The 13713-nt window shown below is 55.8% G+C and carries 13 protein-coding genes; 8 read left to right on the top strand and 5 right to left on the bottom strand.

The window, feature by feature from the left end; all coding sequences use genetic code 11:
- The first annotated feature begins 200 nt into the window (after nt 1-200).
- Nucleotides 201-2624, top strand: a complete 2424-nt coding sequence (gene bamA / locus ACLH1I_RS19505; protein WP_032456847.1) for an outer membrane protein assembly factor BamA — start codon at nt 201-203, stop codon at nt 2622-2624.
- 550 nt (nt 2625-3174) lie between these two features.
- A complete protein-coding gene (gene iraM / locus ACLH1I_RS19500) occupies nt 3175-3528 on the top strand; it encodes an anti-adapter protein IraM (protein WP_004206315.1) in 354 nt (117 codons plus the stop codon).
- 38 nt (nt 3529-3566) lie between these two features.
- Here iraM and ACLH1I_RS19495 read toward each other — a convergent pair whose 3' ends face one another.
- The 3 genes from ACLH1I_RS19495 to ACLH1I_RS19485 are packed head-to-tail and all read right to left on the bottom strand — an operon-like array spanning nt 3567 to nt 6125.
- Nucleotides 3567-4328, bottom strand: a complete 762-nt coding sequence (locus ACLH1I_RS19495; protein ID WP_017900109.1) for an inositol monophosphatase family protein — start codon at nt 4326-4328, stop codon at nt 3567-3569.
- Between the two features lie 10 nt (nt 4329-4338).
- Nucleotides 4339-5358, bottom strand: a complete 1020-nt coding sequence (locus tag ACLH1I_RS19490) for a LacI family DNA-binding transcriptional regulator (protein WP_135712196.1) — start codon at nt 5356-5358, stop codon at nt 4339-4341.
- Nucleotides 5355-6125, bottom strand: coding sequence for an MBL fold metallo-hydrolase (locus ACLH1I_RS19485; protein ID WP_004206319.1), 771 nt, complete (start codon nt 6123-6125; stop codon nt 5355-5357). The genes ACLH1I_RS19490 and ACLH1I_RS19485 overlap by 4 nt, the downstream gene beginning before the upstream one ends.
- 162 nt (nt 6126-6287) lie before the next feature.
- On the opposite strand from ACLH1I_RS19485, the gene ACLH1I_RS19480 reads away from it, so the two are divergent.
- The 4 genes from ACLH1I_RS19480 to ACLH1I_RS19465 are packed head-to-tail and all read left to right on the top strand — an operon-like array spanning nt 6288 to nt 10236.
- Nucleotides 6288-7319: an ABC transporter ATP-binding protein gene (locus tag ACLH1I_RS19480; RefSeq protein WP_004206321.1), complete on the top strand. Its 1032-nt coding sequence runs from the start codon at nt 6288-6290 to the stop codon at nt 7317-7319.
- 29 nt (nt 7320-7348) lie between these two features.
- Entirely contained in the window at nt 7349-8488 is a 1140-nt protein-coding gene (locus ACLH1I_RS19475; RefSeq protein ID WP_004206323.1) for an extracellular solute-binding protein, read from the top strand.
- Nucleotides 8489-8548: 60 nt separating this feature from the next.
- Nucleotides 8549-9379, top strand: a complete 831-nt coding sequence (locus ACLH1I_RS19470; protein ID WP_004206325.1) for an ABC transporter permease — start codon at nt 8549-8551, stop codon at nt 9377-9379.
- Nucleotides 9379-10236 carry an ABC transporter permease gene (locus ACLH1I_RS19465; protein WP_198080094.1) on the top strand — a complete coding sequence of 286 codons (858 nt, stop codon included), beginning with the start codon at nt 9379-9381 and terminating at the stop codon, nt 10234-10236. The genes ACLH1I_RS19470 and ACLH1I_RS19465 overlap by 1 nt, the downstream gene beginning before the upstream one ends.
- 46 nt (nt 10237-10282) lie before the next feature.
- On the opposite strand, the gene ACLH1I_RS19460 is transcribed toward ACLH1I_RS19465, so the two are convergent.
- Nucleotides 10283-10564 (bottom strand): YjcB family protein, encoded by a 282-nt coding sequence (locus ACLH1I_RS19460; protein ID WP_002885064.1) that lies wholly within the window; start codon nt 10562-10564, stop codon nt 10283-10285.
- 509 nt (nt 10565-11073) lie between these two features.
- On the opposite strand from ACLH1I_RS19460, the gene ACLH1I_RS19455 reads away from it, so the two are divergent.
- Nucleotides 11074-12678 carry an EAL domain-containing protein gene (locus tag ACLH1I_RS19455; RefSeq protein WP_017900108.1) on the top strand — a complete coding sequence of 535 codons (1605 nt, stop codon included), beginning with the start codon at nt 11074-11076 and terminating at the stop codon, nt 12676-12678.
- Here the strand turns inward: ACLH1I_RS19455 and soxS are convergent.
- Nucleotides 12663-12992 carry a superoxide response transcriptional regulator SoxS gene (gene soxS, locus ACLH1I_RS19450; RefSeq protein ID WP_004206330.1) on the bottom strand — a complete coding sequence of 110 codons (330 nt, stop codon included), beginning with the start codon at nt 12990-12992 and terminating at the stop codon, nt 12663-12665. The genes ACLH1I_RS19455 and soxS overlap by 16 nt on opposite strands.
- Nucleotides 12993-13076: 84 nt before the next feature.
- Between soxS and soxR the strand changes: the two genes are divergently transcribed.
- Entirely contained in the window at nt 13077-13535 is a 459-nt protein-coding gene (gene soxR, locus ACLH1I_RS19445; RefSeq protein WP_004206331.1) for a redox-sensitive transcriptional activator SoxR, read from the top strand.
- The last annotated feature ends 178 nt before the right edge of the window (nt 13536-13713 follow it).

The following is a 13713-nucleotide window of genomic DNA, read 5'->3' as shown; positions in this document are numbered from 1 at the left end:
CAGGAAAAGTTCCATCATTAAATATATTTTTAAACATGATTTAACATCCTTTTTTTCTCCATTTTGTCGCCATAATTGCATGTAATTCTGCGCCTCGCTCAGGTTATTTCTGTCGCATATCTTAGATACGCATCCTGAACAAATAAGCTCAACGCCAGCAGATAACTGCTATTGCTCATTATCTCGTAGACGACACATTCATGTTAAAAAAGACTCATATCATCAGCGGATTATTGATTACCCCTTTAACGCTGTACGCCGCAACCTCATATCAAGTTGATGATATCCGTTTTGAAGGGCTGCAGCGCGTGACCGTCGGGGCGGCGCTATTAAGTATGCCGTTGCACGCGGGAGAAGCGGTGACGGCAGAGGAAGTCAGCGAGGCAGTGCGCGCGCTGTATGCGAGCGGCAATTTCGAGAATGTGCAGATCCTGCGCGATGGGAAAACGCTGGTGGTGCAGGTTAAGGAGAGGCCCACTATTGCCAGCATCAGTTTTTCCGGGAATAAGTCGGTGAAGGATGATGCGTTAAAGGAAAATCTCACCGCGACAGGTATTTCAGCAGGTAGCGCACTGGATCGAAATTCGCTTAGCGAAATAGAAAAGGGGTTGCAGGATTTCTATTACAGCGCGGGGAAATACAGCGCGCAGGTTCACGCTGTGGTGACACCGTTACCGCGTAATCGCGTTGACTTAACGTTCGTCTTTCAGGAAGGCGTATCGGCGAAAATCGCACAAATAAACATTATCGGTAATCAGGCGTTTCGGGAAGAGACGCTCCTGGACCAGCTTCAGCTACGCGATAATGTGCCGTGGTGGAATGTGGTAGCGGATAAAAAATATCAGAAACAGAAGCTGGAAGCCGATCTGGAAACGCTGCGCAGTTTTTATCTCGATCGCGGCTATGCGCGCTTTGCGATCCAGTCCACGCAGGTCAGTATGACGCCAGATAAAAAATCCCTGTATATCACCATCACCCTCAATGAAGGCGAACGTTATCAGGTCGACCGAACTCAGGTGACAGGCGACCTGGCGCAGCATGGACCGGAGATCGAGGCCCTTGCCCAGCCGCTGGCGGGGGCATGGTATAGCGGGGCGCAAGTCACCACGGTTGAAAATGAGATCAAAAAGCGTTTTGGTAAGTATGGTTATGCCTGGCCGCAGGTGACGACCACGCCGGAAATCGATGACGCGCATCATCGTGTGACGCTGCATATTCAGGTCAACGCCGGCCGCCGTTACTCGGTACGCCAGATCCGCTTTTCCGGTAACGACACCTCCCGGGACGCGGTGTTACGTCGTGAAATGCGCCAAATGGAAGGGGCGTGGCTCAACAACGAAAAAGTCGAGCAAGGGAAAGTACGTCTTGATCGAACGGGTTTTTTTGAGAACGTTGAACAGCAGATCGTTCCGGTCAATGGAACGGCGGATCAGGTCGATGTGGTCTACAAGGTGAAGGAGCGCAACACCGGCTCATTCAACGTGGGCCTGGGATTTGGTACGGATAGCGGCGTGAGCTATCAGCTTGGCGTGACGCAGGATAACTGGCTGGGTACGGGCAATAGCGTGAGCTTCAATGGGACGCGCAACAGCTATCAGTCTTATCTTGAACTGGGGGCGACGAACCCGTGGTTTACCGTTGATGGCATCAGCCTGGGCGGAAAGATTTTTTATAACAGCTATGATGCTTCCGATGCGGATGCCGGGAGCTATAACCAGCAGAGCTATGGCTTAGGCAGTACGCTAGGGTTTCCCATTAGCGAAAATAACTCCCTGAACCTGGGGCTGGATTATGTCCATAATCGCCTGACCAATATGGATCCGGAGCTGACGACCTGGCGCTACCTCAGCTCTCGGGGAATCGAGCCCAGCGTGGTGACGAAAGATGGCGACAGTGGCGCAAAATATAGCGCCAACGATTATTTTGTGAGTCTTGGATGGGGCTACAACGATCTCGATCGCGGCTTCTTCCCGCGTGCGGGAAACAAGAGCAGCCTGAGCGGTAAAGTGACGCTCCCCGGTTCGGATAATAGCTACTACAAACTCTCTTTTGACACCGCCCAGTATCTGCCGCTGAGCGAAAACAAGCGCTGGGTCTGGATGGAACGCCTGCGCGCAGGCTATGCCGGCGGGTTAGACGGCAAAAGTGTGCCGTTCTACGATAATTTTTACGCTGGCGGTTCGTCGTCGGTGCGCGGCTTCTCTTCTAACACCATTGGGCCTAAAGCGGCTTATTACCGCTGCAATGGTAGCGAAAGCAGCTATAGCGCCTGCCCGCTGGACGCCTCGTCTGATGCGGTCGGCGGGAATGCCATGGCGGTGCTGAACAGCGAATTTATCATTCCAACCCCCTTTGTGAATGACAAATACGCCGATAGTCTGCGAACCTCGCTGTTTGTTGACGCGGGGACGGTCTGGAGCACCTCCTGGCACAACACCGCGCAGACGCTGGCGGCAGGTATCCCTGACTACGGCGATCCGAGTCATATTCGTCTCTCCGCGGGGATTGCCGTGCAGTGGATGTCTCCCCTTGGTCCACTGGTCTTCTCCTGGGCAGAGCCGTTTAAAAAGTACGATGGTGATAAAGCAGAACAGTTTCAGTTTAATATCGGCAAAACCTGGTAGGGCCTCAGCGGGGCTTGTTAGACCGGCGTGGCAATATTCTGTGGACTGTCTTCCGACATAGCGATTGAGCAGAATATGCTCAATCGCTATGTCGATATTATCGCTAAGGAATGCGATCTGGCGGGACACCCGCGACATTTACCCGAGCGCGGTCTGAGGGCCTCGCGGAGCTGGTGACGTACGACGAGGTAACCGCGCAATAAATAGCTGCCTGCTACGGTCCTCTTTTCTTGCCAACCGCGGGTAATGCTCAGTGCTGCATCATCTAATACCAATGACTGAGGCCTCATCCAGAGGGACTAAGACGTATTGTCAATTAAGTTTATATTATCTTATTTTTTATTATATTTTCTTTTTTAAGGTTAATTTGGCTGTTTTTTATCGGGCCTAATCATAAATTTTGAGAGGAAAATGAAACCTTACTAATAATGGGTTGTGTTGTTAGGAATTGTCTTAAGTCACATAATTGTCAGGGACGCTTGCGGTTTATAATAATGAATGCTATCACTATATACGGTAACAATTTGTAGCATCTGTATAAGGAAGGAATATGAAATGGACTATTCTTAATACTCTGATCTGCCCGCAATCCGGCATCGCCTTCTCGGCAATATCCAGTCTGCGTTTCTTAAAATTTATCATGTGGTACGAGGCCGATGTGATCCTGCTGCCCGGCGAGTCGATGAAGCTCTATTCCTCGAGAGTTTTAATTAATGACCAGTATCATTCATTAAAAATCTACAATATTACGGTGTACGATGAGGCGCAATGGGAAAAATTACGTGAGCGGCCATCTTGCCCATACCATGCCGGCGGCGAGCGGTCTGACTCCTGTTTTTACCAGTCCTTTTGCGCAATTAAGCGCTGTCCGAATAATATTCCCCGCAGCGAACCCTGGCGGTAGTCAGTCCACGCCGCCGGCCAGCCGCCGGCGGCGTGGCGTTATTTCGCCAGCAGGGCCGCCAGCCGCGGCTGGACGCTTGCGCAGCCCGCCAGCACGAGGTTGCCTCGCCGCAGACCCTCATTGGCGAGAAACGCATTGCACTTTCCCCCCGCCTCCTCAATCAACAGCATGCCTGCCAGCGCGTCCCAGCTGTTCATATGCGCTTCATAATAGGCATGGAGCTGGCCGGCGGCGACATGCGCCAGCATCAGGGCCCCCGCGCCGAAGCGGCGATATTCCAGGCCGGCGTCGAGCAGGGTCGCGATGGCCTGGGCGTAGTCGCTGGCCGGGGCGCGGCTGGAACGGCCCATACCCACCACCACCGCATCCGGATCCGGTTCGCGTAGCGTCAGACGCTGGCCGTTGAGATACGCGCCTTCGCCGCGGCCGGCGAAGAACAACTCATCGCGATCGGGAGCGTAGATAATGCCAAGCGTCAGCTCGGCCTGGCATACTCGCGCCAGCGAGATACACCAGTAATCCATACCGAGGATAAAGTTGGTGGTGCCATCGACAGGGTCGAGCACCCAGACGGTCTGTTCATCGCCAGCAAAACCGCTCTCCTCGCCGAGGAAACCCTCTTGGGGAAAATGGGCCTGCAGCCAGCCTTTAATCTGTTGTTCTACCGCGAGATCCGCCTGGGACACAAAGTCCTGGCGCGATTTTTTATCGACCTGTAATCCCGCATCGCGCAGCGCCTGGGCGTGGGCGCCAGCCTGGCGAATCAAGGCGCATAATGACTCTCGTTGTGCTTCCGTCATAGTCCTGCTCTCAGATAACAAAGGGCGACGTGCGCCGGTGAATTAATGTCACCTCCACCCAGGTGGTGCGTGAAGGTTGTAAAGGGTCGGCGGCGCGCTCCTGCAGCCGGGTAAGCGCCTGGCGGGAAATCGCCGCCACATCCTGATGTAGGGTGGTGAGCTGGTAGCTATATTGCGCGGTCGGCGGCGTGTTATCAAAACCAATCAGCTGGTAATCCTCAGGCGCCTGTTTGCCGCGCTGGCGCATTCCATCGAGAAAGCCACAGGCAAGCTGGGCATTGGCGCAAAAGATCCCCTCAGGCACCTCGCCAGCGAGCGCCGCGGCCTGCTCACCGCCGACGTAGCCCTCTTCCGGACAGGCGAGGTGCGCCAGGTCGCGTTCGATGTCCACTCCGCGCGTCTGTAGCGCCCGGCTGAACGCTTCCCCGCGCATGCGTCCGGCCCAGGTGGAAGGGTGAGTATTGAGCCAGCCGAAGCGCCGACAGCCGCTGCGCAACAGCTGGTCGGCGGCCAGCTCGGCGCCAGCGGCGTTATCAGAGCAGACATAATCCACCCCGGGGATCGTCGGTTGACGGTTAATGCCCACCACCGGAATATGCTGCTGAACGCACTCGTTCACCAGCGCTTCCGGCGGCTGGCCGGAGGTAACGATAACTCCGGAGACGCGAAACTGAGCGAAACGGCGCAGGGTGTGCGCCAGATCCTGCTCGCTATGGATCTCGCTCACCAGCGCCTGAAAGCCCTGGCGTTGGATCTCGTTGAGCAGGGCATCAAGCAGGGCGCTGCGAAAAGGATCGCTGATGCGCGAGACGATCACGCCGATTAAGTGGCTGCGCTGGCGGTTCAGCCCCTGGGCGAGGAAGTTAACCTGATACCCCAGCTCTTCGGCGGCGCGCAACACCCGCGCCCGGGCATCGGGAGAGATGCTGCCGTTGCTGCTCAACGCCCGGGACACCACCGCCCGGGAGACGCCCGCTCGCCGGGCAACGTCCTGGGCGGTGACGCTGGGTTTACGGGGTGCAGGGCTCATAGGATATGCGCCTCGTCGTTAAACGTGGGACGCGGCAACGTTAAGGCGAGCCCATCCCGGGAAACGAATAAACCCGGCCACGGCTGGCAGGCCTGCTTCAGCGCCGGCAGGGAAGCATCCTCGCAGTGATAGAGCCCCAGCGCCGGGAGCTGCAGCGTTCTGAACAGCATCAGGCAAGAGGGGAAATCGCCATGAGAGGCGTCATCGTCCAGAGCCGCCACCGAGGCACACTCCTGAAACGCCAGCCCGGCGCCGGCCATCAGGGCCATCGAGTCGGCGGTCGGCCGGCCATCGCCGCTGTAAAACAGCGTCTGCCCGGCAATGGTGATACGGATGGCGCGATTACTCAGCTCATGCTGGGTGGGGGCAGTGCGGATCTGCCAGTCCTGCCACGTCCAGGCGTCGCGACACGCTTGCCAGTCGAGGGTGAAGCCAAGCTCCGCCTGCGGCCAGTTCGCCAGCGCGGCCAGCTGCTTGAGCACCGGCTGCTGCGCCGGCTGGCAGTAGATAATCAACGGCTTCTGGCGGGAGCCGCTTTTCCAGTAATTCAGCAGCGCCGTCAGACCGGTGCAGTGGTCCGGATGAACGTGGGTGAAGTAGATCGCGTCGATATCGTTGACTCCGCCGCCGCGCTGCCAGAGCGCGCGGGGAACGGTGGGGCCACAGTCGATTAACCACTGTTTGTTGTCCGCGTCGATTACCCGCAACGCGGAAGTATTTTGCGTGCAGGAAAAGGCGCTCCCGCAGCCAAGCACATCTATTTTCATTTACCCTCGCCAAAAATTTTTGTCGCTTAATTAAATTGTCATAAATACCCGACAAAGTAGGCTCACATCATGTCGAGTCAACGTTGCATTTTTTTTACAGCTAAATGAACACGTGTTCATACCAATAAAAAATGCCCGCAACAGCGCTTTCAGGTAGCGAATATGAGTTATTTAAAGATCTCTGGCCTTAAAATTAGTTATGGCGATAAAGTGGTTTTACATAATATCGATCTGGCGGTCGAGCAGGGGGAGATGATCGCCCTGCTCGGCCCTTCCGGATGTGGAAAAACCACCCTGCTGAATGCCCTCTGCGGTTTTATTCCGGTGGAAAGCGGGGAGATCGCCATCGCCAGCCGATCGATCACCCATCAGGCGCCGGAGCAGCGCAATATCACCATGGTGTTTCAAAGCTACGCCCTGTGGCCGCACCTGACGGTGGCGCGCAATATTGGCTATGGCCTGAAGCTGCGCAAATGGCGCGGGGCGGATATCACACGGCGAGTGGCGGAGCTGCTACGGATCGTCAATCTCGACGGGCTGGCTGACGTGAAGGTGACCGAACTCTCGGGCGGCCAGCGGCAGCGGGTGGCGCTGGCGAGGGCGCTGGCGATAGAGCCTCAGGTGCTGGTGCTGGATGAGCCGTTATCTAATCTGGATGCCAAAGTGCGGCTCAATGTGCGCCATGAAATTAAATCTCTGCAAAAGAAACTCGGCTTTACGTCATTAATTGTCACCCACGATCAGCAGGAGGCATTAGTGATGGCGGACCGAATTGCGGTATTAAACCAGGGGCGAATTGAGCAAACCGGCACGCCGGAACAAATATATCAGCGACCCGCGACACCCTTCGTCGCTGATTTTATGGGCGCCGATAATAAAATAACCTCTGATGAAATATCCGCTGCCGCAATATCCGGTTTATCCGCTGCTCAGCAGGGTGAAAAAGTCATTTATTTTCGCAGCGCCGATGCCACGCTCGCTGAATTAACGCAGCCCGCGCCGCAGGAAGGGCTCGCCCTGGAGGGGATGGTGGAGCAGAGCGCGTTTCTGGGCAATCTGTATCGCCACAGCGTGCGCTGTCATGACCGCCTGCTGCAGGCCGACTCCGCTCAGTGCTGGCCGACGAAAAGCCGCGTCAGGCTCCATGTGCCGATGCCGGCCCTCCATATTTTTCCTTTACCACTATCACAGTGATATCAGCGTGTTCATTCTGGGGACAATCCATGTTTACTAAGACGAAAGCAGCGATCTTAACGACCCTCTGCCTGAGCGTTAGCGCCCAGGCCGACACCTTTCTTAACGTCGCCACCGCGGGCGATCAGAATATGGTGGATTACGTGAAAACCTGGCTGGGGCCAAAATTTGAAGCCGCTCATCCCGGCGTCAAGGTGCGGGTGATCGGTACCGGCCCAGGCGACGCCGGGTCGAATAAAATTAGCGAGAAGCTGAGCGCCCAGCAGGAGAGCGGCGCGCAGCAATGGGATATCGACGTCGCCGTGGTGCATCAGAAGGCGGGCGGGGAGCAGGTGGAAAAGGGATTGCTGCAAAAATATCGCCAGGATATTCAGACCGGCGGCATGGTGAGCTCGCCGAGCGCCACCCAGGCGCTGGGCGTTAACGTCGACGGATACGTCATGCCGATGTTCTTAAGCCAGACCGCTATCGCCTGGAACAGCGATCTCGTCAATACGCCACCGGCGTCGTATGACGAGCTGGTGGCCTGGACGCAGAAACATCCTCAGGCTTTTGGCTATAACGGCATCAAGAACGGCATGTCCGGCGTTAGCTTTGTGGTGGGCTGGATCTACGCCTACGGGACCGACGCCGAGCGCCTCTCCTCCGCGCCTTATGATAAAAGCGTCGAAAAGGGCTGGCAGCAAGCCTATGAGAAACTGAAGGCGTTCAATAAAAATGTCACTTTCACTCCGGGCAACGCTGGTACGCTCGACATGCTAAGTCGGGGAGAGATTGCCATGGGCCCGGTATGGGTCGACATGTTCTATAGCTGGAAAGATCAGGGCAAGCTGCCGCCATCGATTAAGCTCGCTTTACTGGCCCCGGGCATGCCGGGTCAGCCGATGTATTACGTCATTCCGGCGAAAGCGGCGAATCCGCAGCTGGCGCGCGACTTTATCGCGCTGGCCACCAGCCCGGAAGTGCAGGCGCAGGGGATCGTTAAGCAGTTCAACTGGTATCCGGGCATCGACGCCGGGCAGGTGAAGCCGAAGCTGGATGCAGCGACCTGGCAAAAGCTGTTTGCCGAAATCTCGCCAGAAGCGTTGGCGAAGTATGGCAAAAGCTTCCCGATCGCTCCCTACTTTGACGATATCAAAGAGGGTTACGAAAGCCAGGTGGCCAATTAACCCTTTTTCCAGCCCGGGTCGCCGACCCGGGCGCTTGCTTGTGCCAACGCCAGGTTCTTTATGTCCAGTTCATTAAAATATTTGCTGCTGGTTGCCCCGGCCGCGCTGATGGTCGCGATCTTGTTTTTGTATCCGCTGGGGTTTTCGCTGGTCTCGGCGTTTACCGCGCCGGGACAGCCGTTCACCCTCGATCATTTTCGCAAGGTCTACGCGCTTTACGCCAACGATGTGCTCTTTTCGCTGCTTATCGTGCTGATCTCGGTGGCGTTGTTAGCGCTGATCGCCATTACCCTGTCGGCAGTGATTGCGCTGTCGCCTTGCCGGCCCGTTGTACGCCTGCTGGGTTTTTTGTATCGCCTGCCGCTGTTTATTCCTTTTATCGTCGTCGCTCAGATGATGCGCACTTTTCTCGCCAAAAATGGCCTGATGAACAATGCGCTGGTGGCGGCCGATCTGGTCAGGCCGCTGGAGACCCTCTCCTGGCTGGGATGGAAGGGAATTGTCATTACCTTTGTCTGGAAGCAGCTGGCCTTTGCTACGCTGTTGATCTGCGGAGCGATGGCGGCGCTGGAGCCGTCGCAGATCCTCGCCGCACGTAACCTTGGCGCCTCCCGGCCGCGGCTGCTGTTCGATATTATGCTGCCGCAGGTCCTGCCGACCATCGGCGTGGCGCTGGTGCTGTCGACGGTAACCATGATGTCGGTGCTGTCGGTACCGCTGATGATCGGCGTGGGGACGCCGACGATGCTGACCGTGGATATGGCGTTTCGCGTCAATTCCTATGGTGATTACGCGGTGGCGAATGCGCTTGGCGTGGTGTCGCTGGCGATCTGCGGCGCGCTGTCGTGGTTTTACCTGCGCCATAGCCTGCAGCAAAAAGGCGGTGAATGATGAAAGCGCTGAACCTTGCTTCCTCTCCGTCATGGTGGGTAAGAGGACGCCGTAAAGTGAACGCCAGCCCGGTGCTGCAGACCCTGCTGCTGCTGTTTATGCTGCTGGCGATGTTTGGCCCGCTTCTGAACCTGTTGATCTGGACCGTAGCGGAAAGCTGGTATTTTCCCCATTCGCTGCCCAGCCAGTGGGGCCTGAAGTACTGGTATCAGGTTTTCAATCCGTACAGCGATGTCTCCAGCTCGCTGTTAACCAGCATACTGATCGCCCTGCTGTCGGTGGGGGTCTGTTTGCTGATTTCCGTTCCCGCCGGCTATGCGCTTTCCCGGCGGAAAATGCCGCTGCGGGTGCTGTTTATGCTGCTGTTTCTCCTCCCGCAGGCCTTTCCCAACCTGACGGTATACATGAATATTGCTCGTCTGTTTTACCAGTGGGGCTTGAACGGAACTATCGCGGGGGTGGTGCTGGTGCATAGCGTCCATGGTCTGATGTACTCGGTGTGGATCTGTGTGGCCGCGTTTTCAGCCATCGACCCGCTGCTGGCGCGGGCATCGCGTAACCTGGGCGCCGGACCGGTGTATACCTTCTGGCACATCGTGCTGCCGCAGGCGGCGCCAGGGATCGTTGCCGCCTGCATCTTTGTTTTTCTGGAGTCGTTGGATGAGTTTACCGGCACCTTCTTCGTCGGGGCGCCGGATATCACTACGCTGCCGCTGCTGCTCTATAACGCCAGCATGTCGGGTAACTATCAGGTCTCGTCGATTACCGCGCTGATTTTGCTGGTGCCATCGCTGCTCTTTATGGTGGTGATCCAGAAATTTATGCGTCCGGAGATGATGGCGAAATTGGGGAAATAAGAGCTGCAGAAAACGAAAAAGCTTCCCGTCGGGAAGCTTTTTAACCTCAGGTCATCATCATTGGCCATTCTGGCGGCGTCTGACTCATGACTTCAATCATCACATCTTTGATATTGCCCCAGATTTTGGCAATATCGAGCAGGGTGATGCCGAGCAAACCGGTGGCGAACCAGCAGGCGGCGGCAAGGCCGAGGCAGCTGCAGATCACCGCCAGACCGGCGTAATCGCTTTTGCGAAGCTGAATATTCAGTGAGCTGGCGAGAAACATGAGTACTGCGCTCACCAGGGGCCAGCGCAACAACACGACACTGGTAGTAATGGAAGCCATTAACCTATCCTCAAAGAAAGTCGGGGAGCCATGGACGACCTGGCGCGACTGACGATGGCATAGCGCTCTGGTCTCAACTGGCGTACTAGAGAGTGATGAAACGCCATTTCTGTTTCATCAACTTGTGTGAACTATATCACACTTGGCGCTTTCTTCACCAGTCAAAAAATGAGCTTTCGCTGCGTTTAATAGCAATGTTATTTGTGTGGATATTAGTGAGCAACCCCCGCTGATCTTATTTTCATTGCCTTGCTAATGATTATTATTCTGCGGGTTTTATTACCTGTTCTTGTTTATTACACGGAGAAACCGAGTCAGATACGCGTCTATTCTTAATCTTGGCGGAATATCTTCCGAATACCTGATAAATAAGTATTATTCTTCACCATCAGGGGTAAAGCTGACGCCCGTGAGGGCTGGCAGAAAATCTGCTGATGTCTATCGCAGTCGCGATTGCTAACGTGTTTGGTCTACCTTAATTAAGGCATATCGCATGGATGTAAGCGTAAATGGGTGACAGTGCGCCGCATAAGGCGCTAAGGCTCATCGGAACGGGTTTGGTTATTTTATTGCCAGTGGTACTGGCATTGTGGTTTGCCCAGCTGCGGGCGAAAGCCGAAACCATTGATCAATTACACTCATTTTCGCAGTTGGCGCTGCAAAAAACGGAAATGGTCATCCGCGAAGCGGATCAGGCCCGGGCGAAAGCCAGCCAGTATCGCGGGGAGCTATGCTCAGCGGACCATCAGCGTTATTTATTGCATATCGTTCGTGGCCTGCTGTATGTGGAAGATCTGATCTACGCTAACGGCCAGCGCTTTATCTGTTCAACGTCCGTTCATCAGCAAACCGGCTGGCGGATGCCGGCGGCCAATTACACCAAAAAGCCGGATGTCGCGATTTACTATTACCGGGACACGCCGTTTTATCCGGGCTTTGCCATGAATTATATGCAGAAGGGGCCCTATGTGGTGGTGGTCAATCCCTTCTCGTACAGCTCGGTAATCGCCAGCGATCGCGATTTAGCCTATGGCGTATTTGATACCAAAACCAACCTCTTTTTCTCGGTCAGTAACAATGTCGAGCCCGCGGAGCTCCATGCGTTAATTCGCGAAGGCGATACCTTTTTTAATCAGAATGGCCGGGTGTATACGATAGCCCGCTCCGCTATCCGGCCGATCGCCGTCATTATGTCCACCTCGCGGGCCAGCTATTATCACAACTTTTGTGACCAGGCCAGCCTGACGCTGCCGCTGGGGATCATCTGCAGTATTTTACTGGTGCTGGTGTGGTCGCGCACCCGCCGTCAGTATCACTCGCCGCGCAATATGCTGCAGCGGGCTCTGAGCTGCCGCCAGCTGCGCCTGCACTACCAGCCGATTATCGATATTAAAAATAACCGCTGCGTCGGGGCGGAAGCGCTGCTGCGCTGGCCAGGGTTTGACGGCCCGGTGATGAACCCGGCGGAGTTTATACCGCTGGCGGAAAATGAAGGCATGATTGCCCAGGTGACGGACTACGTGGTGGATGAGCTGTTTTACGAAATGGGAGAGTTTCTTGCCAGCCATCCGCAGCTGTACGTGGCGATCAATCTCTCTGCGTCGGACTTCCACTCGGCGCGGCTGATTTCACAGATCAGTGAGAAAGCGCGCAGCTATGCGGTCTGTATCGGGCAGATCAAAATCGAAGTAACCGAGCGGGGGTTTATCGACGTACCGAAGACCACGCCGGTGATTCAGGCGTTCCGCGAAGCGGGCTATGAAATTGCCATCGATGATTTCGGTACCGGCTATTCGAATCTGCATAATCTGCACGCCCTGAACGTCGATATCCTTAAAATCGATAAAACCTTCGTTGATACGCTGACCACCAACAACACCAGCCACCTGATTGCCGAACACATCATCGAGATGGCGCGCGGGTTACGTCTAAAGACTATCGCGGAAGGCGTGGAGACGCCTGAGCAGGTAAGCTGGCTCTACAAGCGCGGCGTGCAGTATTGCCAGGGCTGGCTGTTTGCGAAAGCGATGCCGGCGCGGGAGTTTATGCAGTGGTTAGCCAATGCGCCCGCGCCCGTGAACGTGCCTCAGCCGCCGCGTCACGCGGAGATCTGATGGCGGTAGTCGCTGGGGGTGCGGTCAAACTCCCGGCGGAATACCCGCGAGAAGGTTTGCTGCGAGACATAGCCCAGATCCATGGCGATATCAAAGATCGGCCGCTGGGTGGTTCGCAACGCCTCCGCCGCCAGCAGCAGGCGGCGCTGACGAATATAATCCCCCAGCGTCTGATGCATCACGGTGCGGAACATCCGCTGCAGGTACCACTTCGAGTATCCTGACTTTTTGGCGACTACATCAATGTTAAGTGGTTGATCGATATGTTCATCAATCCATTCAATCAGTGTTTGAATAATATCCTGATGGGACATAAAGCGGCCTCTCTCAATTCTCGATTCGTCGTTTTGTCTGCGGGCGAGTATAATTCCTCAAGTTAACTTGAGGTAAAGCGCTTTATGGAAAAGAAATCACCCCGCATCAAAATGCTGCTGACGCCCGGGGAAGTGGCAAAACGAACCGGCGTGGCGGTCTCGGCCCTCCATTTTTATGAGAGTAAAGGGCTGATCCACAGCCAGCGGAATGCCGGCAATCAGCGGCGCTACCGGCGCGATGTCCTGCGCGCGGTGGCGATTATCAAAATTGCGCAACGTATCGGCATCCCGCTGGCCACCATCGGCGACGCGTTTGGCGTGCTGCCAGAAGGGCACAATCTCAGCGCAAAAGAGTGGAAAATGCTGTCATCACAGTGGCGCGAGGAGCTTGACCGGCGTATCCACACCCTGACGGCGCTGCGCGACCAGCTCGACGGCTGCATTGGCTGCGGCTGTTTATCGCGGCGCGATTGCCCGCTACGCAACCCGGGCGATAAGCTGGGGGAAGAGGGGACCGGCGCTCGGCTGCTGGAAGAGGAGTGATAAAACTAAAGCGCCACAACTGGGCGCTTTAGTTGTTTTCCGGTCTTGGTCTTTCGCATTATCTCGTTGGTTCACGAGAGGGTTTCCCCCGACGTCGACGTCCCTCAGTATTGCGCAATCTGTTGATGGAGGTTCCGGTTTGCGTCGACACTTTAACTATGGCATCTGCCGCCGTTTT

The sequence above is a fragment of the Klebsiella sp. 1SOBk10mer genome (assembly GCF_046602535.1).
Classification (GTDB): domain Bacteria; phylum Pseudomonadota; class Gammaproteobacteria; order Enterobacterales; family Enterobacteriaceae; genus Klebsiella; species Klebsiella quasipneumoniae.
Note: the sequence above shows the minus strand (reverse complement) of the source record. Positions and strands in the feature narration are given on the sequence as shown.

What these genes read in the sequence shown, in the direction of transcription:
- ACLH1I_RS19485 (WP_004206319.1), bottom strand. Translation starts at nt 6,125, where the DNA reads ATGAAAATAGATGTGCTTGGCTGCGGGAGCGCCTTTTCCTGCACGCAA.
- ACLH1I_RS19455 (WP_017900108.1), top strand. Translation starts at nt 11,074, where the DNA reads ATGGGTGACAGTGCGCCGCATAAGGCGCTAAGGCTCATCGGAACGGGT.
- ACLH1I_RS19490 (WP_135712196.1), bottom strand. Translation starts at nt 5,358, where the DNA reads ATGAGCCCTGCACCCCGTAAACCCAGCGTCACCGCCCAGGACGTTGCC.
- ACLH1I_RS19480 (WP_004206321.1), top strand. Translation starts at nt 6,288, where the DNA reads ATGAGTTATTTAAAGATCTCTGGCCTTAAAATTAGTTATGGCGATAAA.
- ACLH1I_RS19465 (WP_198080094.1), top strand. Translation starts at nt 9,379, where the DNA reads ATGAAAGCGCTGAACCTTGCTTCCTCTCCGTCATGGTGGGTAAGAGGA.
- ACLH1I_RS19495 (WP_017900109.1), bottom strand. Translation starts at nt 4,328, where the DNA reads ATGACGGAAGCACAACGAGAGTCATTATGCGCCTTGATTCGCCAGGCT.
- soxS (WP_004206330.1), bottom strand. Translation starts at nt 12,992, where the DNA reads ATGTCCCATCAGGATATTATTCAAACACTGATTGAATGGATTGATGAA.
- iraM (WP_004206315.1), top strand. Translation starts at nt 3,175, where the DNA reads ATGAAATGGACTATTCTTAATACTCTGATCTGCCCGCAATCCGGCATC.
- ACLH1I_RS19460 (WP_002885064.1), bottom strand. Translation starts at nt 10,564, where the DNA reads ATGGCTTCCATTACTACCAGTGTCGTGTTGTTGCGCTGGCCCCTGGTG.
- soxR (WP_004206331.1), top strand. Translation starts at nt 13,077, where the DNA reads ATGGAAAAGAAATCACCCCGCATCAAAATGCTGCTGACGCCCGGGGAA.
- ACLH1I_RS19470 (WP_004206325.1), top strand. Translation starts at nt 8,549, where the DNA reads ATGTCCAGTTCATTAAAATATTTGCTGCTGGTTGCCCCGGCCGCGCTG.
- ACLH1I_RS19475 (WP_004206323.1), top strand. Translation starts at nt 7,349, where the DNA reads ATGTTTACTAAGACGAAAGCAGCGATCTTAACGACCCTCTGCCTGAGC.
- bamA (WP_032456847.1), top strand. Translation starts at nt 201, where the DNA reads ATGTTAAAAAAGACTCATATCATCAGCGGATTATTGATTACCCCTTTA.